The sequence below is a fragment of the Streptomyces sp. NPDC004266 genome (genome assembly GCF_042874095.1).
Lineage (GTDB): Bacteria > Actinomycetota > Actinomycetes > Streptomycetales > Streptomycetaceae > Streptomyces.
Genome location: NZ_JBIAMM010000013.1, coordinates 20884 through 47318 on the forward strand (window position 1 = coordinate 20884; position 26435 = coordinate 47318).

Genomic DNA, 26435 nt, shown 5'->3' on the forward strand with positions numbered 1-26435 from the left:
CGTGATCGGGACGGGACGCGCGACGGATGGCGGGTGATCCCTCGGGAGCCCGACCGGAGGATGGTCGTCATGGATCCCGAACTCGAAGCGTTCATCCCGTTCTTCCCGCAAACCGACCTGTCCGATCCGGTCGCCGCCCGTACGTACTTCGCCGGTCTGGCGGCCGCCGTGCCGACGCCCGACACCCCGGAGATGGAGGTCGAGGACCGGGTCGTGCCGGCCGACCCGGACGTGGCGGTGCGGATCTACCGGCCGCGCGGGGCGCGGGGGGCCGTGGTCTGGCTGCACGGCGGCGGCTTCGTCATGGGGGACGTGGACACCGAGCACCCGTGGGCCACCCGCATCGCGGAGACCTCCGGCGCGGTGGTGATCTCGGTCGGCTACCGGCTGGCCCCCGAGCATCCGTTCCCCGCCGCCCTGGACGACGCCTACGCCGTCCTGACCTGGACGGCCGAGCACGCGACCGAACTCGGCGTCGACCCCGCGCGGATCGCGGTCGGGGGCCACAGCGCCGGCGGCGGGCTCGCGGCCGCGACGGCGCTGCGGGCACGTGACGAACAGGGGCCGCCGATCCGCTTCCAGCTGCTCAACCAGGCGGGGCTCGACGACCGGCTGGAGACCTGGTCGGCCCGGAACTTCACGGACACGCCCTGGTTCCACCGGGGCAAGGCGGTCGCCGCGTGGGGCCACTACCTGGGCTCCCGGCCCGCCACGCCGTACGCCGCTCCCTCGCGTGCCACCGACCTGTCCGGCCTTCCGCCGGCCTACGTCGCCTCCGCCGAGTTCTGCCCGAACCGCGACGAGGACATCGACTACGCCGTCCGTCTGCTCCGGGCGGGCGTGTCCGTCGAACTCCACCAGTGGCCCGGCACGTTCCACGGGTCGCAGGCGATCCTCTCCGCCGAGGTCTCGCAGCGGCAGAACGCCGAGCTCGGCGCCGTTCTGCGCCGCGCCCTCGCCGGCTGACCGCCGCCCTCTCCCCTTCCACGAACGAACCCGAAAGGACTGATCGTCATGAGGATGCGCATGGTGCTGTGCGGAAGTGTCGCCGCGCTCGGTGTCTGCGCGGGCATGGTCACCGCGGCCGCCGCTCCCGGCGGCACGGGGACCGTTCCCGCCGGGAGCGCGCGTACGGCCGCCGGCTTCGATCCGGCGGAGCTGGAGTCCGCCCTGGACGGTGTCCACCGGGCGGGCGTACCGGGCGTGTTCGCCGAGGTGCGGGGCGACGGCCGGACCTGGCGGGGCGCCTCCGGGGTCGCCGACGTCACGAACGGCCGTCCCGTCACGGTCGGCATGCGGCACCGCGTCGGCAGCGTCACGAAGACCTTCACCGCCGCCGCCGTGATGCAGCAGGTCGAGCAGGGCACGATCCGGCTCGACGCGCCGATCGGCGACTACCTGCCGCGGCTCGTGCCGGGCGAGCGGGGCAGGAGGATCACCGTGCGGATGCTGCTCAACAACACGAGCGGCATCCCCGACTACCTCACGTACGCCTTCCCCTCGCTGCACGGGTTCCCCTCCCGGCTCGACGTCTCGACCCGGAGCCTGGACGACAACCGGTTCCGCACGTTCCGTCCGGCCGAGCTGATCGAGTGGGGCCTCTCGGCGCCTCCCGTCGGCGAGCCCGGCGGGCCCACGGGCGTGTACTCCAACACCAACTGGCTGATCCTGGGCGAGCTCCTGGAGCACGTGACCGGCGTGCCGGCCGAGGAGTACATCACGCGGAACGTCATCGAGCGCGCGGGGCTCCGGCACACCGAATTCCCGACGGGGACGCGGGTGAGGGGACCGCACTCGCGGATGTACGAGGCGTTCTACGGTCTGATCGACCCCCCGCGCGACTACAGCGTCTACGACATGTCCTGGGTGGGGCCGGCCGCCGCCCTGGTGTCGACCATGGAGGACCTCAACCGCTTCTACGCCCTGTTGCTCGACGGCCGGATCGTCAGCCGGTCCTCGCTGGCGGAGATGCAGCGCACGGTCCCCACCCGCGCCCTGGACGGATCGCTGATCCAGTACGGTCTCGGGCTGCACAGGGTCGACACCCCCTGCGGCACCTTCTGGGGCCACGACGGCACCGTCTGGGGAGCCGGGACGATGTCCCTGACGCGCGCCGACGGCGGGCGGCAGATGTCCGTGGCGGTCAACCTCGTCAGGTGGAACAGGCCGGACGCCTCGGGGAAGCCGCAGCCCCACCCCATCGACGGCGCCCTGAAGACGCTGTACCAGCGGGCGATGTGCGGTGGGGCCCCCACGGCCCCGGAGGTCGTTCCGTAGGACGGGGTCAGGCCGCCGGTCCCGCCGGCGCCAGGGTGTACGTCCGGCCGGAGGTGTAGAACTCGAGGGCCGCCGCGCCCTGTTCGCGCGGCCCGTGGCTGGAGGCCTTCGACCCGCCGAAGGGCAGGTGGAAGTCGACGCCGGTGGAGGGGGCGTTGATCCGGATCATCCCGGTGTCGAGCAGGTCGAGACCGTGCAGGGCGGTGTTCAGGTCCGCCGTGTGGACCGAGGTCACCAGGCCGTACGGGACGGAGTTGGTGATCCGGATCGCGTGGGCGACGTCGTCGGCGGGGAGCAGGGAGGCGATCGGGCCGAAGACCTCCTCGCGCAGCAGCCGGTGTCCGGGGGAGACCTTCTCGACCAGGGTCGGGGCCGCGTACCAGCCGGCCCTGTCGGGGGCGGTGCCGCCGGCGAGCGTGGCGAGCCCCCGGCAGGCGTCGAGCACCCGGTCGCGGGCGCCCTCGTGGACGAGCGGTCCGCACACGGTGGCCGGGTCGGCCGGGTCGCCGACCGGGAGGGCCCGCAGCGCCTCGGAGAGGGCCTCGCGCAGCGGTTCGAGGGCGGCGCCGACCGCGATGACGCGGCTGGTGGCGGTGCACTTCTGGCCCGCGTATCCCGCGATGGAGGCGGCGATGTGGCCGGCGGCCTGCTCGATGTCCGCGTCGGGCAGCACGACGGCCGCGTTCAGGCCGCCCATCTCGGCCTGCGCCGGGATGCCCCGGACGGCCGCGGCCCCGGCCACGGCCTGGCCGACGGGGGTGGAGCCGGTGAAGGAGACGACGTCGGCGGCCGAGACGAGCGCGTTGCCCTCGGTCGCGCCGCCGGGGAGGACGGTGAACACCCCTTCCGGGACGGCCCGTCGCACGATCTCGCCGAGGCGCCGGGCGCAGGCGGTGGCCTCGGGCGCGGGCTTGAGGACGACCGTGTTCCCCGTGGCGAGCGCCGGGGCCGCCTTCCAGGTCGGGATGGCGAAGGGGAAGTTCCAGGGGGTGATGAGCGCTGCCACGCCGTGCGGCCGGCGCCGGGTCAGCAGCAGGCCGGCGCCCGCCGAGGTCTCGTGGACGGAGCCGGTGGGTTCGAAGGGGGCCTGGGCGTAGTAGCGCCAGATCGCGGCGGTACGGGCCACCTCGGCCCTGGCCTCGGAGAGCGGCTTGCCCACCTCGCGCACGGCGAGCCCGGCCAGTTCGTCGGCCGCCGCCTCGACGGCGGTGGCGACCGCGCCCAGGGCCGCCGAGCGTGCGGCGGCTCCGGCCAGCAGCCAGCCGGGCTGCGCGGCACGGGCCCGTTCGACGGTGTCGACGGCCGCGAAGGCACCCGGCGCGGGGATGCTCAGGAGCACGTCGGCCGGGTCGGCCGGGTTGCGCGAGGTGAGGAGGGGAAGTACGTCGGTCACGGGAGGAGGCCTCCGGGGAAGGGAACGTTCGGGTCACGGAAGTACTGCGTCGCTCCGGCGGCGCGCGACCGCCGGCGGCAGCCGCCGGCGGGGCGTCGGGACGGCGCGCGGCTCAGTGGTGGCCGGCCGCGACGGCCTTCTCCGTGGCGGTCCGCACCGCGGCCTCGGTCGCGCCGGTGAGCGGGTGGCGCGGCGGACGGGTGGGGCCGCCGGTGCGGCCGGCGAGGTCCATGGAGAGCTTGATGGACTGGACGAACTCGGTCTTGGAGTCCCAGCGCAGCAAGGAGTGCAGGGACTTGTAGAGCGGCAGGGCGGTCGTCAGGTCGCCCGCGACGGCGGCGCGGTACAGCGCGACGCAGCTCGTGGGGAAGGCGTTGGGGTAGCCGGCGATCCAGCCGACCGCGCCGGCCACGGCCAGCTCCAGGAGGACGTCGTCGGCCCCGATCAACAGGTCGAGCTCGGGGGCGAGTTCGGCGATCTCGTACGCCCGGCGGACGTCGCCGCTGAACTCCTTGACGGCGACGACGCTGCCGTCGGCGTGGAGCCGTGCGAGCAGGTCGGGGGTGAGGTCGACCTTGGTGTCGAAGGGGTTGTTGTACGCGACGACCGGGATCCCCACTCCGGCCACTTCGGTGTAGTGGGCGCGCACGGCCGTCGCGTCGGCGCGGTAGGTGTTGGGCGGCAGGAGCAGGACCGAGCCGCAGCCGGCCTCGGCGGCCTGTTCGGCCCAGCGGCGGGATTGTGCGCTGCCGTACGCGGCGACGCCGGGCATGACCCTGGCCCCGTCCCCGGCCGCCTCGACGGCGGTACGGACGACCTGGGCGCGCTCCGCGTCGGTGAGGGTCTGGTACTCGCCGAGGGAGCCGTTGGGGACGACGCCGTCGCAGCCGTTGGCGATCAGCCAGGCGACGTGCTCGGCGTAGGCGTCGTGATCGACGGAGAGGTCCTCGCGGAAGGGGAGGGTGGTGGCGACCATGATCCCGCGCCAGGGGCGGTCGGTGTTCCAGGTGGTGGTCATGAGGGTGACCTTTCTATAGTGTGTGACATTTTATAGATGTGTGCAGAAGAGAGGCCCGCGCGGGCCTCTCCCCTCAGGGGGTCCGGGGGTGCGGATCGGCCGGTTCCCCGTCGAGCTCGGCGAGCGTCGAGAGCCGGACCGGCACGGCGAACGGGCGGCGCTCGGCGGGCGGTTCGGGGGCGCCTCCGCGCGCGGCGAGGCAGGAGACGGCCGTCCCGCACATCCGCCCCTGGCACCAGCCCATGCCGGCCCGGGTGAGCAGCTTGGCGGTCCTCGCGTCCCGTGCCCCGAGCTCGGTCACCGCCTCGCGGATCCGTCCGGCGGTGACCTCCTCGCAGCGGCACACGTCCGTGTCGTCGGTGAGCCATTCCTGCCAGCCGGGACCCGGGGCGTGGGCGGCGGACATCACGTCCGCGAAGGCGCGCAGCCGGTCCCGACGGCGCCGCAGTCCGGCGGTCCGGTCCTCGTCGGGGCGGCGGCCGAGGAGTCGCGCGGCGACGGCACGAGCGGCCAGTTCGCCCTCCGTGCGGGCGAGTTCGGCGCCGCCGACTCCCCCGGTCTCACCGGCCGCCCACAGGCCGCGCTCCGAGGTCTCCTGGAGGTCGTCCAGGGCGAGGCCCAGGGTCCCGTCGGGGAGCCGTCGGGTGGCGCAGCCGAGGGTCGTGGCCAGTTCGATCTGCGGGACGAGGCCGTGGCCGACGGCCAGGGCGTCACAGGCGATCCGGCGGCCCGTCCCCGGCACGGGACGCCAGTCGGCGTCGAGGCGGGTGACGGTGACGGCCTCCACCCGGCCGGTGCCGTGCACTTCGGTGACGGCGCTGCGCGGCCGGACGCGGACGCGGTGCCGGAGCAGTGCGGCTCCGTGCGACAGCGCTTCGGCCGCCTTCGCCGGGTTGGCGAGGAGGGCCCGGGGGCTGCGGGCGTACCGGAGGTAGCCGGCGGCCTCGACCACGGCGGGCACCCGCGCGCCGGCGGCGGCGAGGGAGGAGGCGACGGCGAGGAGCAGGGGGCCGCTGCCGGCCACGACGACGCGGCGGCCCGGCAGCACGAGGCCGGACTTGAGCATGGCCTGCGCTCCGCCCGCGCCCACGACGCCGGGCAGGGTCCAGCCGGGGAAGGGGAGTTGGCGTTCGTACGCCCCGGTGGCGAGGAGCAGCGTCCGGGCCCGGATGCGCACGGGTCGCTCTGCGGTTCCGTCGGTTCCGGTGACGGCGTGCACGGTCCAGGTGCCGTCGTCCTCCCGCACCGTGGACCACACGTGGTGCCCGGCGAGGTGGGCGACGTCGCTTCCGGCGAGGCGTCGGCGGAGGTCGGCGAAGGAGGACCAGTCGTGGTGCAGGGCTTCGGGGCGCGCGGCTCCGAGGGTGGGCGCCGGGTGCCGGTGGAACTGTCCGCCGGTCTGGGCCGAGGCGTCCACCATGGCCACGGAGAGCCCGAGTTCGGAGGCCGTGACGGCGCCGGCGAGGCCCGCGGAGCCCGCTCCCACGACCGCGAGGTCGTACGGCTCGTGCCGCGCCTCCGGCTCAGACGGCGAGGCGGTCATGGCCGTGTCCCTCCTGGGTGGTGATCGCGTCGCCGGGGCGGGCCGGGACCAGGCAGGCGCGCCGGTTGGGTTCGCCGTTGACGGTGGCGAGGCAGTCGTAGCACTGGCCGATGCCGCAGAAGGCGCCGCGCGGCCGGCCGCCGTCCCGGGTGGTGCGCCAGGCCAGGATGCCGGCGCCCCAGAGGGCGGCGGCGACGGTCTGGCCCGGCAGGGCGGTGACGCGACGGCCGTCGAAGGTGATCTCGAACGGCGGATCGGGCTGTGCGCCGACGAGGTCGGCGGGGGTGCGGGCCACGGGCCCTCCTCTCGTGACGGTGGGAGCGCGCCTCAGGGGGCGGGGGGTGCGGTGTCGGCGAAGCGTTCGGGCCGGAACGGGTGGATGTCGAGGGGCGGTTCGTCGCCGGTCATGCAGGCGGTGACGATCCGACCCGTCACGGGGGCGAGCCCGATGCCCGCGCCTTCGTGGCCGCAGGCGTGGAGCAGGCCGGGGACGCGCGGGTCGGGTCCGATGGCGGGCAGGTGGTCCGGCAGGTACGGACGGAAGCCGAGGTAGGTGCGGACGGCCCGTACGGTGCCGAGGACGGGGAACAGCGTGGTGGCTCCGGCGGCGAGCCGGCGCAGGACCTCGGTGGAGAGCGTCCGGTCGAAGCCGACGCGTTCCCTGCTGGCGCCGATCAGGACCGGGCCCGCCGGGGTGCCCTCGACGACCGCGGAGGTCTGGAGGGCGGCGGAGCCGCTGGCGACGTCGGCCACGTAGTCGGCGGCGTACACCTTGTGGCGCACCACGCGCGGGAGCGGCTCGGTGACGAGGACGAAGCCCCTGCGGGGCAGTACGGGCAGGTGGACGCCCGCGAGTCCGGCGAGGGCGCCGCCCCAGGTTCCGGCGGCGTTGACCACCTGCGGGGCGTGGAGGTCGCCGGTGGCGGTCCGTACGCCGCGGACCTCCCCGGCGGGGCCGGTGAGGAGACCGGTGACCTCCTCCCCCAGGCGCAGCCGGATCCGTTCGCCTCCCGTGCGCAGCAGCCGGGCCGCCGCCTGGGCGGGCATCACCTGGGCGTCCTGGGGATAGAGGAAGCCGCCCGCCAGGGTGGGCGCGAGGTGGGGCTCCAGGTCGTGGAGCCGGTCCGCGGGGACCTCCCGGCTGGTGACGCCCGCCTTCTCCTGGCGGGCGGCGAACGCGCGCAGGGCGCTCATCCCGGGCTCGTCCGAGGCGACGACGAGCCCGCCCTTGGCCTCGTACTCGACCTGCGGCGGGAGAAGTTCGGCCAGCTCCCGCCACAAGGCGGTGGAGATCAGGGCGAGTTCGAGCTCGGGGCCCGGCTCCTTGTCGGAGACCAGGAGGTTTCCCTCACCGGCTCCCGTCGTGCCGCCGGCGACGGGACCGCGGTCGACGACGGTGACGGAGAGGCCGGCTCGGGCGGCGTAGTGGGCGCAGGCCGCGCCGACGACGCCGGCGCCGACGACGATGACATCCGAGGTGTTTCTCGTGGGCACGGCAGTAATATTTCACATGGCACTCGGGTTGCCAAGACCCGTGGCGGGCTTGATCCCTTGACAACCGCTCACGTTCATCGTCCTCATGTTCCTGACAGAAGTGGGACCACCACGAGGGGGACGAACAGCGCATGACCAAGCCCGAGAGCGCGGAACCCGAGTACGACGTCGTCATCAGCGGGGCGAGCCTCGCCGGCTGCGCCGCGGCGATCCTGCTCGCCCGGCGCGGCGCCCGCGTCGCACTCCTGGAGCGCCGCTCGCGCCCCGCGGCGTACAAGACGCTGTGCACCCACTCCCTCACCGCCAACGCCAACCCGGTTCTGGAGGAACTCGGCCTGATCCCCGCCCTGGAGAAGGCGGGGGCGGTGCGCAACGAGGCCCGTTGGTACACCCGTTGGGGATGGATCGAGCCGGGGGCCGCGCCCGGCCCCGAGCTGCCGTACGGCTACAACGTCCGGCGCAGCACCCTGGACCCGCTGATCCGGTCCCGTGCGGCCGAGACCCCCGGCGTCGACGTGCTCCTCGGCCACCGGGTGACCGGGCTGCTCCAGGAGGCCGGGCGGACGGTGGGGGTGCGCGCGTCGGCGCCCGAGGGGGAGCGCGGGATACGGGCCCGGCTCGTGGTCGGCGCCGACGGCAAGGACTCGGCCGTGGCCAAGTTCGCCGGAGTGGCCACCAGGCGCCACGAGAACGCGCGCTTCGGCTACTTCGCGCACTTCCGCGGCCTTCCGCTGCGCGACGGGATCAGCCACGCCTGGTTCCTGATGCCCGACATGGCCTACGCGTTCCCGAACGACGACGGCGTGACGGTCGTCGCGGTGCTCCCGGACAAGAAGCGGCTCCCGGACTTCCGGAGGGACCTGGAGGGCAGCTTCCTCGAATTCGTCCGCGCCCTGCCCGACGCACCGGCCATCGACTCCGCCGAGCGCGTCACGAAGATCACCGGCACGGTCGACTACCCCCTGCACACGCGCAGGCCCACGGCACCGGGGCTCGCTCTCGTCGGCGACGCCGCCCTGACCGGCGACCCCCTGTGGGGAGTGGGATGCGGGTGGGCCCTGCAGTCCGCGCGGTGGCTGGCGGAGGCGGTCGGCCCGGCCGTGACCGGCCGGGGCGGCCTCGACCGGTCCCTCGCGCTCTACGCGGCCAGGCACCGGCGCCGCCTGAGCGGCCACCAGTACCTGGCCGCCGACTTCGCCAAGGGCCGCCCGTTCAACCCCGTGGAGCGGCTGATGTTCTCGGCGGCGGCGCGCGACGCCTCCCTGGCACGGCACATGCATCTGTTCGCGTCCCGCCTGATCGGTCCGCCGCGTTTCCTGAACCCCGTGGCCGTGGCCAGGGCCGCGGCCGTCAACATCAGGCACCGGGGCGCGGCCGGCCGCCCCGCGCCCCTGTCGCACCCGGGGTCATGAGCCCCCGCGGGCCGTCCGGTACAGGGCGCTCGCGACGGCGAGGTCCTCCCAGGCCATGCCCACGCTCTTGAAGAACCGTGGACGCCCGGAGGGGGCACGGCCGTTCACCAGGTCGGCGAGGGTGCCCGCGACGTGGTCCTCGCCGATCGCCCCCTCCGCCATCGGGAGGAGCAGGTCCCCCGCCTCGCGGAGCGCCGCCGAGCGCGCCTCGACGTACACCTCGGCGCGGGTCACGAGTGCGGTGTCGGTCTCCCGGGCCGTCGGCTCGTGCGAGCCGACGGCGACGACCGTGGCGCCGGGGGGCACCAGGGCGCCGTCGAAGAGGGGTTCACGGGCCGTGGTGCAGCAGACGACGAGGTCGGCCCCGTCCACGTCGTCGGGCGTGCCGGCGCGGGCGGGCACGTCGAGCGTCCGCGCGTATCCGGCGAGGGCCCGCGCGCCGATCGGACCCCGTCCGACGACGACCACCTCGGCGAGCTCGCGCGCCGCGAGGACGGCCTCCAGGTGACCGTACGCCTGGGGTCCGGTGCCGAAGAGGACGAGGCGCAGCGGCCGGTCGTCCGGTGTCAGACGGCGCACGGCGAGCGCGGAGACGGCCGGGGTGCGCAGCTCGGTCAGGGCCGCGCCGTCGAGGAGGGCGAGGGGCCGGAGGTCCGCACCGTCGAGGAGCAGGTAGGAGCCGGTGACGCGGGGCAGGCCGAGGGCCGGGTTGCCGGGGGCCACGCCCGCGATCTTCACTCCGGCGTACGCGCCGGAGGCGGCGGGCATGAGCAGGAGCTCACCGGCCGGGACGGGGACGGCGGTGCGGGGCGGGGCGGTCTCGGGGTCGAATCCGGCGCGCAGGACCTCGGCGAGGACGTCGGCGGTCGCCGCCGGGGTCAGGAGGCGGGTCATGGCCGGGCCGTCGAGCAGGAGCAGGTCGGACATGGCGGACGCGGCGGTCGTGGCCGTCGGGGCGGGCACGGCGGTCGCAGAAGGCGTGGTGGTCGCAGAAGGCGTGGTGGTCACAGAAGGCGTGGTGGTCACAGGAGGAACCCCGTCCCCAGGGCGTCGTGCGGGTCGAGGACGAAGGTGTGGGTGCCGGTGCGGTGGGTGGCCCCCGTGACCTCGGTGACGCCGCCGGGCAGCAGCCGGCCGGTGAAGACGGTGCCGGCCACGGACTCGTGCGTGAGGACGTCGCCGGGTCCGAGGCGCCCGTCCTCGCCGAGCAGGGCAAGCCGGGCGGAGGTGCCCGATCCGCAGGGCGAGCGGTCGATCTGCCCGTCGGCGAAGACGGTGACGTTGCGCTGGTGGGGCCCGTCGGGGGTGTCGGGGAGTTCGTCGTACAGGATGACGCCGTACAGGTCGTGCTCGGGGAGCGCGGCGCGGATCTCCCGCCCGGCCCGGACGAGCGCGGGCAGGGAGGCACGGCCGGTGTCGAGGCCGAGGGCGCGCGCGGGGAGCGAGGCGTAGCGGGCGCCGGAGTCGGCGAGGTCGACCTCGGCGGTGCCGGACGCGGTGGCCACCGGGACCTTGCGGGCGAGGACGCACGTCGGGACGTTGCGGAAGGTGACGCCCGTGGTGCGGCCGCCCGCGCGGTGCACGGTCGCGGTGACGCGCCCGGAGGGCACGTCGACGCGTACGGGGACGTCGCCGTCGTCGGGCGCCGGGACGCGTCCGGTGTCGACGGCCCAGGCGCCGAGGGCCATCGTGCCGTGGCCGCAGGCGGTGGAGTAGCCGTCCTTGTGCCAGAACAGCACGCCGAAGTGGGCGCCGTCGTCGTCGGGCGGGACGACGAAGCCGCCGTACATGCCGGAGTGCCCGCGGGGCTCCCGGACCAGCAGGCGGCGCAGGTCGTCGAGCGGGCCGAGCCGGAGCGCGAGGGCGCGGCGCTCGGCGACGGTGTCGCCGGGGATCGGGGGCAGGTCCTCGTCGACGATCCTGAAGGGCTCGCCTGCGGTGTGGTAGTCGGTGGTGCGGACCGGGCGCGGGGTGGTGCTCACGGAGTACGGCCTCCAGGGGGAGAGTCGTGGTGCCGGGCCGGCCCTCCCCCGTGGAAGGGCCGGCCCGGACGGTGGGCGGGTCAGCTGCGCAGGGGGCCCTCACAGCTGTAGCTCGACGTGCCCGCGACCTTGGTGGACCAGATCTCGACGGGTCCGAAGCTGCAGTTCATGTCGGCCAGGTTGTTCGAGGCGGCGCCGGCCCGGTCGAGGATGAAGTAGTCGACCGTCTCGGACATGTCCTTGAAGTTCTGGTCCTCGCTGGCCCAGTTGGACAGGTTCGCCGTGATCCGGCCGGTGCAGAGGAAGCGGCGCTTGCCGGGCTCGCCGTTCTCCACGCAGTCGGGGGCGTTGTAGGTGGCGGTGGCGAAGGACGCCTTCACGGACGCGAGGTCCGCGTCGCGCAGCTGGGCGTTGGGCGTGTACGTGGTGTCGGGGACGTACAGCCGGTCGACCTCGGCGATCCGCGCGTCGAGGAAGCGGTCGTAGGCGCGCTGGAGGTTCGCGTCGGAGCTCAGCCGGTCGCGCCAGGCGTCGTACGCCGCCACGTCGTTCGCCCGCAGGTGGGTGTACATCTCGCGGAGCAGCGAGGGCCTCTCGGTCCAGAGGAACTCGAAGAACGTGCCCGCGTAGTTGTAGAAGCGGAAGCCGTCGCCGTCGTAGGTGGCGTGGAGGATCTGGCGCAGGTTCATCCGGGGGCCGCCGCCGGCGGTGTCGTTGATGATCCCGCGGACGAGGGACTTGCGGACGGCGATGCCGTTGTCGCGGGTGGCTCCGTCGAAGAACTCGGCCGTTCCCTCGTCCATGGCGGTGGTGCGGTCGCCCTGGTACCAGGGGCCCTCGCCGAAGGAGCCGGGAACGGCCCAGCGGCCGTTGAGGTAGTGGGTGTACTCGTGGCGGAAGAGCTCCTCCAGCGTCAGCGAGGAGTCCTGGGGGACCCGCCGCTGGTACGTGTAGAAGGTCGCGCCGCGCTCGATGTAGATGCCGCCGTTGTTGGTGCCCATGCCGGTGAGGATGGGGTGGTAGTTCTCGTAGTCCGCGCGGGAGGCGTAGAGGACGATGTTCAGGGTGGCGTTGGTGTCGCCGGCGAGCGGCCGGTCGGTGCCGAGGACGCGGTGGTACTGCGCCTTGACCTGCTTGCTCGCGTAGTAGAGCTGGTCGACGGTGGCCCGGTCGAGGGCGGTGCGGACCTTGATGGCGCCGTTGTCGTAGGTGTACGCGTACGGGAAGAGCTGCTTCTCGATGTCCTCCTTGCACACGCCGTACGGCTTGCAGGCCTCGTAGAAGTTGAGCCAGGAGACGACCTTGGCCCACTGCTCGCTGCCGCGGCCGAAGGTGCCGACGACGGTGGTGAGGGAGGCGCCGAGGTCGGCGACGACGCCGTCCCGGAGGGCCGCGATCTGGCCGAAGCGGCCGTACTCGCCGAGGGCGTCGCGGGCGACCCAGGCGTTGGCGGTCCCCTTCAGGTGGCCGTGGTCCGCGAAGGCCTTGAAGGCCGCGCGGTAGGCCGGGTCGGCGGTGACGGCCGCGTGGAAGGCGCTGTCCTGGTTGCCCGGGTAGACGCCGAGGTAGTTGACGGAGAGGGCGGCGAGGGCGGCGCCCGCCCAGGTCGGGTCGAGGTTCGTGGCGGGGTGCGCGGAGTCCATGGTGGCCAGGACCCGCTTGACGAGGCCGAGTTGGTGCTGGCGGAGACCGGGAGAGCTGGCCGCGTAGAGCGCCTCGCGGAGGGTGTTCGCGTTGCTCTTCGTGACGTCGAAGGTGTGCGCGGCGGCGCCGAAGTCGGCGACGGCCCGGCGGATCGCGTCGACCGTGGGCGCGTCGGTGGCGTCGATCTCGTCGCGCGAGAAGTCGTGGTAGGCGACGGCGTGCAGGTACGTGAACATCTCCTCCAGGTGGGAGGTGTTCCGTCCGTCGTGCGCGGCGGAGAGGCTCGATATGCGGCGGGCGACGGCCTGGACGTGGGCGTCGGACATCACGGGGGCGAGCCGGGCGTCCCAGGTCCATATGAGGCCCCGGAGACAGCCGTCGGCGGTGACGGCGGGGTCGGCGAGGAAGTCGGCGAACCGCTCCGGGGCGAGGCCGGTGATCCCGTCGAGGGTGCAGGGGACGCCGGCGGCGGTGGTGCCGGTGGCGGCGAACGACCGCGCGGTGGCGGCGGCCGGTGCCCGGCCGGGGACCCGGCCCGTGGCGTGGCCGCCGGGGGCGGGGGCGGGGCCGAAGGTGGTGCGCGGGGCCGAGGCCCGGTGATCGACCTCGTCGAAGGGGTGGGCCGCCGGCCGCGCCTGCGGGCCCGGTGCGCCGAGCGCGGGGGCCGGGGCGGGTCGGTCGTCCGTGCCCGCGACGGAGGCACCGGCCTGGCCGGCGGAGGCGAGGAGGGTGACCGTGACGGCGGAGGCGAGCAGGGAAGAGCGCACGCGTCGGTGGAGGGACAACAGGACTCCTGCTGGTGAGGGGGGTTGGTTCGGGGATGTATGGGCGAACTGGTCTGGTTCGCACGGCGTATGACGGACGTTCATCGAACCGTGTGCGCTGTAACATAGTAATGTGAAATTGCACTGACAAGACCTGTGACGGCATCAGTTCCCCACCGATGGGTGGAAGGGGTCGCCGCGGCGGTCTTCTTCGCCCGGGCCGGCTGACCAAGGCCCGCCTGGCCGGGCTCGACGACGAGAGCATCGAGGCGCTGTTCACGAACACGTTTCGCAACGACGCCGGAGAGGACGTGACATGAGCGCTGCCCTGCGAGCCCGGGGCCTGGGCAAGAGGTAGAAGCAGCGCTGGGCGCTGCGGAACTGCGACCTGGACGTCCCCGACGGCCGGCACCGTCGAGGTGTGCGGCGGCCCTCCCGCCGAGGGTGTGGAGCAACTGGCCAAGGTCGGCTTCGTCGCCCAGGGCACCCCGACCTACGCCACGTTGAGCGTCGCCGACCACCTCGACCTCGGCAAGCGCCTCAACCCGAACGGGGACGACGCCGTGGCGCGCGACCGGATCCGTCGCCTCGGCCGGGACCCGAAGCAGCGGGCCGGCAAGCTGTCCGGCGGCCAGCGCGCGCAGCTCGCCCTCACCCTGGGCATCGCCAAGCGCCCGGAACTGCTGATCCTGGACGAGCCGGTCGCGGCCCTGGACCCGCTCGCCCGACGGGAGTTCAGGCAGGATCTGATGGAGGCCGTCGCCGAGCGCGAATCGTGGCGCACCTCGAAGAGGTGCACGGGGCCTGGGTCACCTCCCAGCAGACGCTGAACGCCGCCGGGCGACCTGACGGCCGCCAGTCCCACCACGGCGGTGACCGTGAGGGGCGGCCGGGTCCGGCCGCCACCACGGCGTCGGGGCCACCTGAGGGACCCCGGGGCCGACGAAGCCGCGCACGGGGCTGTTCATCCGCCCCCTCAGCCCCCACCATGCTCCTGACTACTCGTGCGTAACTCGTAGGGGGAGAGAGCGTGCTGAGACTCCGTGGCCGGATCGCCGTTCCGCTGCTCGCCGCCGTCGCGTCCCTGCTCCTGCCGGCGGCGCCCGCCCGGGCCGGGATACCCGCGCCCGGCTCCTCCGCACGCGTTCCCGTCGTGTTCGTCCACGGGTACAACGCCGACCCGGGCGTGTGGGGCGGACTGCGCGCGGACTTCAGGGCCGACGGGTACACCGACGCCGAGCTGTTCTCCTTCGGCTACGACACGCACCGGTCCGTGAACGAGGTCCTTTCCGGCGAACTCGCCGCGTACGTCGAGGGCGTCAAGCGGCGGACCGGGGCCGCCCGGGTCGACCTCGTCGCCCACTCCTTCGGCAGCCTCGTCACCCGCTGGTACGTGAAGTTCGACGCCGCCGGACAGTCCTCCGTCGCCCACTGGGTCTCCCTCGCAGGTCCCAACCACGGCACCTCCACGGCATGGGCGTGCGCGCTGTGGGACCAGGCCTGCCGTGACATGACCCCGGGCTCCTACGTCCAGAAGAGGCTCGCGGAGGGCGACGAGACGCCCGGGGCCGTGCGCTACGCCACCTGGTGGTCGAACTGCGACGAGGTCATCGACCCCGACGGCAGCGTGCCGCTGGCCGGCGCCGTCAACGAAGGCGCCGGCTGTCTCGACCACAACGCGCTGCCGGGAGACGACGCGGTCTCCCGGGGCGTCCGCGCGTTCCTCCGCTCGTAGGGGATGCCTTGTCGGTCAGGCCCGGCGGAAGCGCGCCGTCGGGCGTCCCGGTGCGGAGCGTGCGGTGGCGAGCAGTCGCTCCCTGTCGACGAGCTTCACGCGGGGGCGTCCCTGGTGCCGGCCCGCCGCGCGCTCGCTCTCGTCGATCGCCCGCCAGCCGTCGAGGCCGACGGCCTCGGGGTGCCCGCCGGACGCCGGGGCCCCGCCGGCGGGCGCGGTGAGCAGACCGGCTTCGAGGTCGTCGAGGAGCGCGGAGACGGTCTCCCGGGCACAGGACTTGTTGGTGCCGATGAACCCGTTGGCGCCGCGCTTGATCCAGCCGGCCACGTACACGCCGGGCCGGACCCTGCCCCTCTCGTGGGGCACCGTGCCGGTCGCCCCGTCGAACGGGAGGCCGGGGACGGGACGGGCCCGGTAGCCGATCGCGCGCAGGACGAGCGAGGCCTCGACGTTCTCCACGGCCCCGGCCGTCTCGACGGTCAGACCGGTCACCCGGCCGTCGCCGAGGATCCGGGTGGGGCGGGTCCGGAAGCGCAGGACGATGCGGCGGCGTCCCGGCACGGGGGTCCTGGCGGCCAGCTCGGCGAGCACCGCGGTCTTGGGCGTGGCGTCCGGCGGCACGTCGGCCGGCCAGCCCCGGACCAGGACGTCGACGCCGTCGAGCGCGGCGAGGGCGAGCAGTTCCGGCAGGGTGAACGCCGCCTCGGCCGGTCCGCGGCGCCCGAGCACGAGCACCTCGCGGACGCGGCTCGTCCGCAGCGCGGCGAGCGCCCGGTCGGAGATGTCGGTGCGGGCCAGGGCGTCGGGGTCGGCGGTGAGGACGCGGGCCACGTCCAGGGCCACGTTGCCGTTGCCGATGACGACGGCCCGCTCGCCGTCCAGGGCGTAGGGGGCGGCGCTGTGGTCGGGGTGGCCGTTGTACCAGGCCACGAAGTCGGTGGCGGAGGCGCTGCCGGGCAGGTCCTCGCCGTCGATGCCGAGCCGGCGGTCGGTGGCCGCGCCGACGGCGTAGATCACGGCGTGGTGGTCGCGGACCAGGTCCTCGTGGTGCAGGTCGCGGCCGATCTCGGTGTTGAGCCGGTACGAGAAGCCGGGCTGGCTCTCGACGGCGCGGAACAGCCGGGCGACCCGTTTGGTGTCCTGGTGGTCGGGGGCCACTCCCGCGCGGGCGAGTCCGTACGGGGTGGGCAGCCGGTCGTGGACGGTGACGGTGACGCCGGGGTGCCGGAGCAGCTCGTCGGCGGCGAACAGCCCCGCCGGTCCGGCGCCGACGACGGCGACCCGCAACTCGGCTGCGGAGGTGCGGCGTTGGACGGGCACGAGGGCCATGGGTGCCCGGTCCTCGTGCGGATGGGCGTCGTAGTAGGCGCGGTTGAGTTCGAGGAACGGCAGCTCCGCCTCGGTGAGCCCGGTGTGCGGCTTGAGCGCGTCCACCGGGCAGGCCGTCGTACAGGCGCCGCAGTCGACGCAGGTGCGGGGGTCGACGTACAGCATCTCGGTCTGCCCGAAGCCCGGTTCGCCGGGGGCGGGGTGGATGCAGTTGACCGGGCAGGCCAGGACGCAGGAGGCGTCCGCGCAGCACGACCGGGTGACGACGTAGGGCATGGTTCTCCGTTCCAGGGACCTGCGGGCCGTGTCAGGCGGCGTGCGGGGCGGGCTCGCCGCGGTGGCGGGACGGGCGGCCGTCGATGCGCAGCGCCTTCCACACGCGCCGGGAGGCCCTGTTCATCAGGCCGATGTCCTCGGCGAGCATCCGCACGTCGGAGAAGAGGTCGCGGAGCATCTTCTCGCCGTCGGGCGACTTCCAGAAGATCTCCTTGATCACCCAGTGGGGCACGCCTATCGTCTCGGCGGTCTTCCGGTCGGGGACCATGATGACGTCGCCGAGCACCCGCATGATCACGGGGAAGGCCACCGAGAGCGCGCCCCGGCGCGCCCTGCCGTAGCCGGGGACCTTGACGCGCAGGAACTCGTGGGCGAAGGAGATGTGCCGGGCCTCCTCGGCGACGTGGATCTGCATGAGCCGGCGCATCAGCGGGTGGATGTCCCCGCCGCCGCGCAGGATCGCCTTCTGGAGGTGGTCGATGGGCTCCTCCCCGGCGAGGACGCCGGTGAAGAACGACTCGGGGACCAGCGAGCCGGCCAGGGGCAGGAAGCGGCTGAGCACCCGGAAGGAGCGGCGCCCGCCGGGCACGTCGGCGCCCGCGCGGTTCACGAACTCCTGGAACATCTGGGTGTGGTGGCACTCCTCCGTGACCTCGTGGGTGAGGTAGCGGAACTCCGGGTTCTGGTTGCGCAGGGCGAAGAGGTAGTCCATCACGCCGCGGATGAGGACGTTCTCGAACTGCATGCCGACCTTGACGATGTTGGCGTACCGCCACAGTCCGATGCGCGTGCGGACCTCCAGGGGCTGCTCCTGGTACCAGGGGTGGCCGCCCAGGGGGTCGGCCGCGGGGAGCACCCAGCGGGGGTCCGACGGGTCGATGGCGAAGTCGGGGTGGTCCCAGTCGATGTCGGTGAACGCGTCGAAGTGGATGTGCACCGAGGCCTCGGACAGGGTCCGGAGCCTCTCGTGGTAGCTCTGCACGCTGGTCATGGTCGTCCTCGCTCTCTCGCGGCCGGCTGTCCGGAGGCGCTTTTCTGAGGGGTTCTTCGAGGGCTTTTCGAGGAGCTTTTCCGAGGGCTTCCCAGAGGGGCGTCAGACCGCGGGGGTCCGGTCCTCCCGCTCGGCGGGGCGTCCGTCGGGGGCCGCGCGGTCGAAGCGGAGCGCGGGGTCCTCGATCGGGGACCGCCGCAGCGCGCGGCGGTCTCGGTAGTAGTCGTTCCAGATCCGCCACGGGTCGCGGGTGCCCTGACGGGGCATGATCGCGTCGCCGCGGGCGATGTAGCCGGAGGTCAGCGACTCGCCCATGACGGAGACGGAGGAGCGGTCGGCCTCGGTGGCGACGGGGGTGACGGCGGTGAGGCCGTGGCGGTCCATGTGGGCGACGAGCCGGCTGACGTAGGCGGAGGCGAGGTCGGCCTTGAGCGTCCAGGAGGCGTTGGTGTAGCCGATGATCATCGCCAGGTTGGGGACGCCGTCCAGCATCACGCCCTTGTAGAGGAGGTGCTCGCGGGTGACGACGGGCTTTCCGTCGACCGCGAGCTCCATGCCGCCGGCGAGCTGCATGCGCAGGCCGGTGGCCGTGACGACGATGTCGGCGGGGATCTCCTCGCCCGACCTGACCTTGACGCCGGTCTCGGTGAACGTCTCGACGTGGTCGGTGACGACGGACGCCCGGCCGCTCCTGAGCGCCGTGAAGAGGTCCCCGCCGGGCACGACGCACAGCCGCTGGTCCCAGGGCTTGTACGCGGGGGTGAAGTGGCGCATGTCGACGCTCTTGCCGAGCCGCGCCCGCACGGCGCCGAGGAGCACCTTGCGCATGAGGCGGGGGGCCTTGCGGCACAGGGCGTACAGGGCGCGCTGCATCGCGATGTTGCGGGTGCGCCCGACCCGGTGGACGAGCGCGGCGGGGACGCGCAGCCGGCGCAGGAGGACGGAGAGGGGGTCGTCCGCGGGGAGCGCCAGGACGTACGTGGGCGAGCGCTGGACCATGGTGACGTGGGCGGCTTCGGGGGCCATCGCGGGGACGAGGGTGATGGCGGTGGCGCCGCTGCCGATGACCACGACGCGCTTGCCGGTGTGGTCGAGGTCCTCGGGCCAGTGCTGCGGGTGCACGAGGGTGCCGCGGAAGCGTTCCTCGCCGGGGAACTCGGGGCGGTGGCCCGCGTCGTAGTCGTAGTAGCCGGTGGCGCCGACGAGGAAGCGGGCGGTGAGGAGGCGGGTCTCGCCGGTGGCCTCGTCGAGGGTCTCGACGGTCCAGCGGCCCTCGGCGCTCGACCAGTCCGCCCGGACGGCCCGGTGGCCGAAGCGGATGCGGTCGGCGACGCCGTGCTCCTCGGCGGTGGCCCGGATGTAGCGGCGGATGTCCGGTCCGGCGGCGAGGACCTTGGTGCCGTGCCAGGCGCGGAAGCCGTAGCCGAAGGTGTACATGTCCGAGTCCGAGCGGATGCCGGGGTAGCGGAACAGGTCCCAGGTGCCGCCGATCCCCGCGCGCCGCTCGACGATCGCGTACGTGGCTCCGGGATTGCCGGCGAGCAGGTGGCAGGCGGCACTGATGCCGGACAGTCCCGCTCCGACGATCAGCACGTCGACGTGCCGGTTCTCCATGTCCGTCCCCTCCGCTGCCGGTCGTACCGGCGGGCATTCTTCCTCAGGCCCCGGAATTTACCTGTGTCACCGCGTCCAGGATACCGGCGGTAACGTGACCTGCGCCACCCTCCGCGCCCGGTCTCCTCCCCGCCGCCGGGTACGATCCACGCCGTGGCCGAGGACAGACACACACGCAACGACGGGCGCCCCGACGGCCGTGACACCCGCTGGACCGGCCACCGCGCCGAACGCCGGGACCAGGTCCTCGCCGCGGCCCTCGCCGTCATCGGCCGCGAGGGGACGACGGTCAGCGTGGCGGCGATCGCCGCCGAGGCCGGCATGCCCCGCTCCGTCGTCTACCGGATCTTCCGCAGCCGCGAGGACCTCGACGAGCAGATCCGCGCGCGGATCACCGACGACCTGATGACCGCCCTGTCCCCCGCCCTCGACCCCAAGGGCACCATCCGGGAGGCGATCGAGCTCGCCGCGGCCACCTACGTGGGCTGGGTGGCGCTCCACCCCCACCTCCACCGCTTCCTCGGCACCGGCTCGCCCGGGCAGCCCGCCGCCGGCTCGCGCGCGGTCGCGGGGACCCGCACCGCCGTCGCCCTCCACCTCGCCCGGCTCCTGGACACGTACGCCGAGCGGTTCCTCGACGGCGAGGCGGCGCCCCGGGGGTTCAACCTCAACCTGGCGTTCGGCATGGTCGGCCTGGTGGACGGCGTGGTGAACCAGTGGGCCGCCCACCCCGAGTCGCGGAGCTCCCTCGACGACCTGACCCACTTCCTGAGCGACGCCCTCTGGGGTCTGCTGGCGGGCGCCACCCCGCGCCTGGGCGTCAAGCTCGACCCCGACCAGCCGATCGGGCCGGCCCCGGAACCGCCGCAGCCGGACGCCCCGTACGGCACGGCGGACGACCGCCGCTGACCGCGGCCCCTCCCCCGGCTCCCGGCCCTTGGCCGGCCGTCCGGTGCGCCTCTACGATGCCGGTGATCAGCGCCGCCGTACCACTCGGCCGCATCGGGGGGATGAGACATGGACCAGTACAACGTGCCCGTCGGGCCCGCGGCGGTGCGCGGACCGCGCTACCGCTTCCGCAACCCCGCGGGGCCCGCCCTCGTCGTCCAGTGCCTGATAGCCACGTCGGCCCTCGCCGAGGCGTACATCATCCACACCGGCCCCGACGCCCCCTGGCTCGAGGACGGGAAGGCCGCGCTCGGCTTCCTCCAGATCCTCTGCTGGATCTCGTTCCTGGTCTGGTTCCACCGTGCCCGCTGCAACGCCGAGGTGCTCGCGCCGGGCACCCACAAGTACGCCCCGGGCTTCGCCCTCGGCGCCTGGATCGTCCCGCTCGCCATGTGGTGGCTGCCCCGGCGCATCACCCTGGACATCCGGCGCGCCGGCGGCCCGCCCCGCGACACCTGGCTGATCAACGCCTGGTGGTTCGTCTGGCTCGCCGACGGTCCGCTCTCGGTCGCGGTCCACCTGCTGGTGCTCCATCAGACCCAGTACGACAACCCGGTGGACCACGCCATCGGCATCCTGGACTCGATCCTGGCGATCGCCGTGATCCGCCGCGTGACCGCCGGCCAGCCGGCCGGCCCCCTCCCGTACTTCAACATGACCTGAGCACCGCCCTCCCGCCGCCGCGCGGACGCCCCGAGTGGCGGGCACCACACGGGAGGAGCGTTGTGGACGGCCCCGGTGCGGGGTCCCGGAGCGCGGCAGCGGAGCGTTAGCGAGACGTGAGTAGCGCGCGGGAAGCTGGACGGGACATCGTGACCGGTGCGCCGGTCGCGGACCAGCAGACCACGGGGAGCCTCACCGTGCGTGGCGACCGACGGCCGGAGGGCCGCCGTCGCCGCGCCGGCCGGTCCCGGGCACCCGACCACGCCCGGACGGTCGAGGCGCGTGAGAAGGAGCAGGCAGCGGAAGTGCTCACCACACGGGTGACGGTGACCGTCCACGCATCCGATCCACTCAGCAGGGCCGGACTCATCAGCCACTTGAGGCACCAGCCGACCATCGACTTCGTGCCCGAGCACGACGACGGGGAGCGGGACGCCCCCGCGGTGGCGGTGATGCTCGCGGACCGGATCGACGAACCCACCACCGCGGAACTCCGGCGCCTGCTGCGCGGCCGCGACCAGCGCGTCGTGCTGATCGCCCGCGAGCTGCGCGAGCCCGACCTCCTGACCGTGGTCGAGCACGGGGTACGGGCCATCATCTGGCGCCACCAGGCCACCGAGCAAAGGCTGTTGAGCGCCGTGCACAGCGCGGCACGGGGCGAGGGCGAACTGCCGCCCGACCTGGTCAGCCGCCTCCTGAACCAGGTGGGCCGGCTCCAGCGGGCGACGGCGGCGGGAGCGGGCACCGGCGGATCGGTGCCGCTCTTCGGGATGGCGCCCCGTGAGGTGGACGTGCTGCGGCTGCTCGCCGAGGGTCTGGACACCCGGCAGATCAGCGAGAAGCTCGCCTACTCCGAGCGCACCGTGAAGAACGTCCTGCACTCGCTCATGACCCGTCTCCAGCTCACCAACCGGGCGCATGCCGTCGCGTACGCGCTCCGCGAAGGCTACATCTGATGATCCACGAGATGGACGAGGCCCTGCGCCGACTGCTCGCACCCGCCGTCACGGGCGACGTCGCCTTCGACGCCCCCACCCGCGACTGGGCCGCCCGCCGCAACACCCCCACGCTCAACGCCTACCTGTACGACATCCGGGAGGACGTGTCCCGGCGCGAGCGCGGCGCGCGGGCCGAGCGGGACGCCGACGGGATCGTGACGCGCAGGCGCCTGCCGCCGCGCTGGTTCCGGCTCTCGTACCTGGTGACCGCCTGGACCTCGCGGCCCGAGGACGAACACCGGCTCCTGTCGAACGCGCTGGCGCTGCTCCTCCCGCACGAGGCGCTCTCCGGGGACGCGGTGCCGGAGTCCGTGCGGCCGATCGCCACGTCCCTGCCGCTCTCCGTCGCGGTGCCGCCCGCCGAGTCGCGCTCGCTGGCGGACATCTGGTCCGCGCTCGGCGGGGAGCTCAAGCCCTCGCTCGACGTCGTGGTCACCACACCGTTCCCGGTCGCCCCGGTGTACGGGGCGGCGCCGCCGGTCACCGAGGGCGCGGAGGTCCTCGTGCGCGGGATCGACGGCGTACCGGGCGACTCCGCTCCCCGGACGCGGCGGCGCATCGGCGTCAGGACGGACCCGCGACGGGAGGGCGGCGCATGAGCGCGGACGGCCTGCGGGACACCGACGGCGTGCTCGGCCTGGTCTCCGCGCTCCGGACCAGGGTCGCCGCGCTCGTGGACGCCCGGAGCGCCGGGGACCCCACGGCGGGCGATCCGCTGCGCGGCCTGTACGTCACGGGGGAGACGGCCCGCCGGATCGCGGCGGAGCCGGGACCGACGGCGGAGCGGCACGACGGCTCCCTCCCGCCGGGCGGCGGCGCCCCTCTTCCGGACACCGGCGGAACGGACCGACTGGCCCGAACGGCAAGGGACTTCGGGCTCACCGCGCTCGACGCCCACGTCCTCCTCGCGGCGCTCGCGCCCGACGTGGACCGGGACTTCGAGACGCTGTACGGATACCTCAACGACGACGTGGGCCGACGGCGCGCCACCGTGGCCCTGACCCTGGACCTGGCGGGCACCGGCCCCTCCGACCCGGCCGCCCGGGACCGTTTCCATCCGGCCGCCCCGCTGCGGTCCGGCGGTCTCCTGGAGGTCGAGGACGAGGACCGGCCGCTGCCCGGGCGGGCCCTGCGCGTGCCGGAGCGGGTGGTGGCGCACCTCCTCGGCGACGACGGGCGGCTCGACGCCGGACTTCCGTCCGCCGAGGTGGAGTTGCTGCCGGCGGGGGTGGCGGACGCGTCCGCCGCGGCCACGCCGCTCGGGGCGCGGGTCGTCGCCGCCGGGCCCGTCACCGTCCATCTGCGTCAGCGCGTCCCCGGCGCCGCCACGGACGGGGTGGTGGCCGCGCTGCGCGCCTCCGGACGGCCCGTGCTGCGGTACCGGCCGGAGGGCGTGGACGAGCGGGCGGCGCGGCTGCTGCTGCGTGAGGCCCGGCTGCGCGGCGCCGCCGTGGTCGTCGACCCGTTGCCTCCGCGGCCCGGGCCGCTGGTGCGCGCCCTCGCCTCGTCCGGTGCGACGGTGGTCCTCGCCGGCACCGAGGCGCCCGATCTCCGGTGGGCGCCGGACGCGGAGCTGATCGCGCTCGACGCGCCGGAGGACGCGGCGGGCCCCGAGGGCCTCTGGCACCGCGAACTCGGTTCGCCGGACGTCGACTTCGACCTGGACGCGGCCACCGCAGCGTACCGCCTCAGCGGCGATCAGGTGCGCCGGGCGGCGCGTTCCGCCCGGGCGCTCGCCGCGTTCGAGGGCACGGCGCTGACGCTCGCGCAGCTGCGGCGCGGTGCCCGGCTGGTGTCGGCGCCGCTCCTCGACAGCCGTGCGCGGCGGATCCGGCCGGCCGTCGGGTTCGCCGACCTCGTGCTCCCCGAGGAGCCGCTGGGGCTGTTGCGCGAGCTGACCGGCCGGGCCCGGGACCGGGACCGGGTGCTCGGCGAGTGGCGGCTGCGCACGGGCGGCGGGCGGGGGCGCGGTGTCGTCGCGCTGTTCGCCGGGGAGTCGGGCACCGGGAAGACGCTCGGCGCCGAGGTCGTCGCGGGCGAACTGGGGCTCGACCTCTATGTGGTGGACCTCTCGTCGGTGGTCGACAAGTACGTCGGCGAGACCGAGAAGAACCTGGAGCGGATCTTCGCCGAGGTGGACCGCACGGACTGCGTCCTCCTCTTCGACGAGGCCGACGCGGTCTTCGGCAAGCGGTCGGAGGTGAAGAGCTCGCACGACCGGTACGCCAACCTGGAGAGCGCCTATCTGCTCCAGCGGCTGGAGGCCTTCGACGGGATCGCGGTCCTCACGACCAACCTCAGGGCCAACATCGACGAGGCGTTCACCCGCCGGCTCGACCTGGTCGTGGACTTCCCCTTCCCCGATCCCGGGCAGCGCCTCTCGCTCTGGCGCTCCTGCCTGGCGGCCACGCCGAAGGCCGAGGGGGTGGACGAGGAGATCGCGCGGTGCGCCGCGGAGTTCGAGCTCGCCGGCGGCGCGATCCGCTCGGCGGCGGTGACGGCCGGCTATCTGGCGGCGGCCCGCGGCTCGGCCGTGACCGGCGAGGACGTCCGGGCCGGGGCGCGGCGCGAGTACCGGAAGGCGGGAAGGCTGGTCGTGGACGCGGACGCGCCCTGGGCGCCGTGATCGCCGTGATCGCCGTGATCGCCGTGAAGGGCCGAGGGGGCCACCCGTGTGGGTGGACCCCTCGGCCCTTCGTCCGACGTCCGCCGTCGGCTCACATGACGCTGCCGCCGAGCATCTTGCGGAGGGTCGGCCAGTCGACGGTGCCGGTGGCCGGGAGCCCGACGGCCGTCTGGTACTGGCGGATGTGGTCCTGGACGTTGCTGCCGTTCCGGGTGGCCGTCACCTTCCCGGTCCGGAGGTTGTCGATGCCGTACTGGGCGCGGGCGCGCGCCTTGGAGAGGTCGTCGTCGGAGAAGCTGCGGTTGTACGCCCACCAGAAGGCCGCCACCAGCTGTGTGTTCTCCATGCCGCTGCTCCCCGGCTCCACCTCGTCGGGCGTGATCCCCTGGACCCAGAGGGAGGTGAGGGTGGCGCGCCCGAGGGTGCCCTCCGCGTCGACGCTCAGGATCTCGCCGGAGTTCTTGCCGTTCGCGGCGTCCTCGACGACCGCGCGCTGGTAGCAGGCGATCGCGTCACGGGTCGCCCTGTCGATGACCCCTCGGCTCCAGCTCCCCGTGAGCCTGCACGGGTTGGTGCCGCTCATGGCGGCGAGGCGCTCCTGGGCGTACTCGACGACGAGGTCCTTCGGGTCGCCCTGGACCCAGGGGGGAAGGGTCTTCGTGGAGGCGGGCGGGGGCGGCGGCTGGTTCCCGCCGTCGCCGGTGCCCGGCCCGGGGTCGGTCGGCTCGGCGCCTCCGCCGGATCCCCCGCCGGTCGCCCCGCCGCCCGAGCCGTCACCGGCACCCCCGTCCGTGCCGCCGTCTCCCCCGGCCGGCGGGGGTCCCCCGTCCACCGGCGGAGGCGCGTCGCCGGGCGGCTGCCCGCCGGGCGCGGGTCCGCCGGGCGCGCTGGGCGGGGGCGCTTCGGGCAGCTCGTCCCCGTCGCCCTGCGCCGCGGGCCTGGGCGCGCCGGTGGCCTGGATCTCCTTGGCGGCGCTGACGATCTTCGGGGAGAAGCCGAACCAGAGCACGGCGAAGGCGATGGCGGCGGTCACCAGGAGTCCGCCCACCACGACCAGCCAGTTCCCGAAGACGGGTCGCTGGTCGTACGTGGCCTCCAGGTCGAGAGCGGTGTCGTCGCCCGCGCGGCGGACGGCCACGGTGAACCGGTGCGACTCCTCGGCGCCGGTCCAGCGCACGGCCTGCGGCCGTACGACGAGTTCACCGAAGGCGGCGCGGCCGGGGGCGATCTGCACGGCGTTCGGCCGTACGTCGAAGGTGAGCCGGCCGGTCTCGTCGCGGGCGATCAGGGACGCGGTCAGCGGGGTGTTCCCGAGGTTGTCGACGGCGATGCGGGCCCGGCCCCGGAAGCGGCCCACGAGCGCGGGCGGCAGCAGCTCGGCGCGGGTCTCGGCGAAGGGCGTGACGGTCAGCCGGCCCTCCACCACGTCGCGGGCGCCCGCGTTCTCCCGGGGGTCGACGCGGACGCCGTACGCGTGGGGTCCGGCCTCCACGTCCGAGGAGCGCGGCGGGGCGAAGGTGATCTCGGCGGTCCCCTCGCTGCCCGGGTAGAGGCGCAGGACGTCCGGCTCGACCCGGGACCAGCCCGAGGGTTTGCCGACGAGGGAGAGCCGGTACTCCTCGACGGTGTCCCCGGTGTTGCGCACCCGCAGCCGGGCGGAGGTCCGGGTCCCCGGCTCGACGGTGACATCGGCCGGGTCCAGAGAGGTCCAGATGGTCATGACCGCAG

Annotated in this window: 22 protein-coding genes; 10 read left to right on the top strand and 12 right to left on the bottom strand. The window is 74.3% G+C overall.

Annotation, left to right across the window (positions count from 1 at the left end; translation table 11 throughout):
- Positions 1–69 precede the first annotated feature (69 nt).
- Both ACFYUZ_RS27845 and ACFYUZ_RS27850 read left to right on the top strand, forming a co-directional pair.
- Complete coding sequence (locus tag ACFYUZ_RS27845) at positions 70–966, top strand: alpha/beta hydrolase (RefSeq protein WP_389313709.1); 897 nt, start codon at positions 70–72, stop codon at positions 964–966.
- Between the two features lie 48 nt (positions 967–1014).
- The gene (locus tag ACFYUZ_RS27850; RefSeq protein ID WP_389313710.1) at positions 1015–2277 is read left to right on the top strand and encodes a serine hydrolase domain-containing protein; all 1263 of its coding nucleotides are present in this window, start codon (positions 1015–1017) and stop codon (positions 2275–2277) included.
- 7 nt (positions 2278–2284) lie between these two features.
- Here ACFYUZ_RS27850 and ACFYUZ_RS27855 read toward each other — a convergent pair whose 3' ends face one another.
- The 5 genes from ACFYUZ_RS27855 to ACFYUZ_RS27875 form a co-directional block, all read right to left on the bottom strand.
- Positions 2285–3670 carry an aldehyde dehydrogenase family protein gene (locus tag ACFYUZ_RS27855; protein ID WP_389313712.1) on the bottom strand — a complete coding sequence of 462 codons (1386 nt, stop codon included), beginning with the start codon at positions 3668–3670 and terminating at the stop codon, positions 2285–2287.
- Between the two features lie 112 nt (positions 3671–3782).
- Positions 3783–4688, bottom strand: a complete 906-nt coding sequence (locus ACFYUZ_RS27860; protein WP_389313713.1) for a dihydrodipicolinate synthase family protein — start codon at positions 4686–4688, stop codon at positions 3783–3785.
- A 73-nt stretch (positions 4689–4761) separates the two neighbouring features.
- Complete coding sequence (locus ACFYUZ_RS27865) at positions 4762–6231, bottom strand: NAD(P)/FAD-dependent oxidoreductase (protein WP_389313715.1); 1470 nt, start codon at positions 6229–6231, stop codon at positions 4762–4764.
- A complete protein-coding gene (locus tag ACFYUZ_RS27870; RefSeq protein WP_367826841.1) occupies positions 6212–6526 on the bottom strand; it encodes a (2Fe-2S)-binding protein in 315 nt (104 codons plus the stop codon). Before ACFYUZ_RS27870 ends, ACFYUZ_RS27865 begins: the two co-directional genes overlap by 20 nt.
- Before the next feature lie 32 nt (positions 6527–6558).
- A complete protein-coding gene (locus ACFYUZ_RS27875) occupies positions 6559–7725 on the bottom strand; it encodes an NAD(P)/FAD-dependent oxidoreductase (protein WP_389313717.1) in 1167 nt (388 codons plus the stop codon).
- 131 nt (positions 7726–7856) lie between these two features.
- Here ACFYUZ_RS27875 and ACFYUZ_RS27880 point away from each other — a divergent pair, with 131 nt between their 5' ends.
- On the top strand, positions 7857–9137 hold the full coding sequence (locus tag ACFYUZ_RS27880; protein WP_389313719.1) for an NAD(P)/FAD-dependent oxidoreductase: 1281 nt from the start codon (positions 7857–7859) through the stop codon (positions 9135–9137).
- On the opposite strand, the gene ACFYUZ_RS27885 is transcribed toward ACFYUZ_RS27880, so the two are convergent.
- The 3 genes from ACFYUZ_RS27885 to ACFYUZ_RS27895 all read right to left on the bottom strand — a co-directional run bounded on the left by ACFYUZ_RS27885 (position 9132) and on the right by ACFYUZ_RS27895 (position 13548).
- Positions 9132–10064, bottom strand: coding sequence for an ornithine cyclodeaminase family protein (locus tag ACFYUZ_RS27885; protein ID WP_389314113.1), 933 nt, complete (start codon positions 10062–10064; stop codon positions 9132–9134). The genes ACFYUZ_RS27880 and ACFYUZ_RS27885 overlap by 6 nt on opposite strands.
- Before the next feature lie 95 nt (positions 10065–10159).
- Positions 10160–11119 carry a proline racemase family protein gene (locus ACFYUZ_RS27890; RefSeq protein WP_389313721.1) on the bottom strand — a complete coding sequence of 320 codons (960 nt, stop codon included), beginning with the start codon at positions 11117–11119 and terminating at the stop codon, positions 10160–10162.
- An 80-nt stretch (positions 11120–11199) separates the two neighbouring features.
- A complete protein-coding gene (locus ACFYUZ_RS27895) occupies positions 11200–13548 on the bottom strand; it encodes a collagenase (RefSeq protein ID WP_389313723.1) in 2349 nt (782 codons plus the stop codon).
- 425 nt (positions 13549–13973) lie between these two features.
- On the opposite strand from ACFYUZ_RS27895, the gene ACFYUZ_RS27900 reads away from it, so the two are divergent.
- Together ACFYUZ_RS27900 and ACFYUZ_RS27905 are read left to right on the top strand one after the other, a co-directional pair.
- A complete protein-coding gene (locus ACFYUZ_RS27900) occupies positions 13974–14357 on the top strand; it encodes an ATP-binding cassette domain-containing protein (RefSeq protein ID WP_389313724.1) in 384 nt (127 codons plus the stop codon).
- Between the two features lie 200 nt (positions 14358–14557).
- A complete protein-coding gene (locus ACFYUZ_RS27905; protein ID WP_389313726.1) occupies positions 14558–15262 on the top strand; it encodes an esterase/lipase family protein in 705 nt (234 codons plus the stop codon).
- A 15-nt stretch (positions 15263–15277) separates the two neighbouring features.
- Here the strand turns inward: ACFYUZ_RS27905 and ACFYUZ_RS27910 are convergent, their stop codons facing one another.
- The 3 genes from ACFYUZ_RS27910 to ACFYUZ_RS27920 form a co-directional block, all read right to left on the bottom strand.
- Entirely contained in the window at positions 15278–16867 is a 1590-nt protein-coding gene (locus tag ACFYUZ_RS27910) for an FAD-dependent oxidoreductase (RefSeq protein ID WP_389313728.1), read from the bottom strand.
- A gap of 31 nt (positions 16868–16898) precedes the next feature.
- A complete protein-coding gene (locus tag ACFYUZ_RS27915) occupies positions 16899–17858 on the bottom strand; it encodes a diiron oxygenase (protein ID WP_389313730.1) in 960 nt (319 codons plus the stop codon).
- Positions 17859–17960: 102 nt separating this feature from the next.
- Entirely contained in the window at positions 17961–19472 is a 1512-nt protein-coding gene (locus tag ACFYUZ_RS27920) for a flavin-containing monooxygenase (RefSeq protein ID WP_389313732.1), read from the bottom strand.
- 153 nt (positions 19473–19625) lie between these two features.
- On the opposite strand from ACFYUZ_RS27920, the gene ACFYUZ_RS27925 reads away from it, so the two are divergent.
- From ACFYUZ_RS27925 to ACFYUZ_RS27945, 5 genes are all read left to right on the top strand, one after another.
- Positions 19626–20381, top strand: coding sequence for a TetR/AcrR family transcriptional regulator (locus ACFYUZ_RS27925; protein ID WP_389313734.1), 756 nt, complete (start codon positions 19626–19628; stop codon positions 20379–20381).
- A 108-nt stretch (positions 20382–20489) separates the two neighbouring features.
- Entirely contained in the window at positions 20490–21083 is a 594-nt protein-coding gene (locus tag ACFYUZ_RS27930; RefSeq protein ID WP_389313736.1) for a DUF4328 domain-containing protein, read from the top strand.
- Positions 21084–21388: 305 nt separating this feature from the next.
- Positions 21389–22039, top strand: a complete 651-nt coding sequence (locus ACFYUZ_RS27935) for a LuxR C-terminal-related transcriptional regulator (RefSeq protein ID WP_389314115.1) — start codon at positions 21389–21391, stop codon at positions 22037–22039.
- Positions 22039–22680 (top strand): DUF4255 domain-containing protein, encoded by a 642-nt coding sequence (locus ACFYUZ_RS27940; RefSeq protein ID WP_389313739.1) that lies wholly within the window; start codon positions 22039–22041, stop codon positions 22678–22680. The genes ACFYUZ_RS27935 and ACFYUZ_RS27940 overlap by 1 nt, the downstream gene beginning before the upstream one ends.
- Positions 22677–24707 (top strand): ATP-binding protein, encoded by a 2031-nt coding sequence (locus ACFYUZ_RS27945; RefSeq protein ID WP_389313741.1) that lies wholly within the window; start codon positions 22677–22679, stop codon positions 24705–24707. Before ACFYUZ_RS27940 ends, ACFYUZ_RS27945 begins: the two co-directional genes overlap by 4 nt.
- A 91-nt stretch (positions 24708–24798) precedes the next feature.
- Here ACFYUZ_RS27945 and ACFYUZ_RS27950 read toward each other — a convergent pair whose 3' ends face one another.
- On the bottom strand, positions 24799–26427 hold the full coding sequence (locus ACFYUZ_RS27950; protein WP_389313742.1) for a hydrolase: 1629 nt from the start codon (positions 26425–26427) through the stop codon (positions 24799–24801).
- Positions 26428–26435 lie beyond the last annotated feature (8 nt).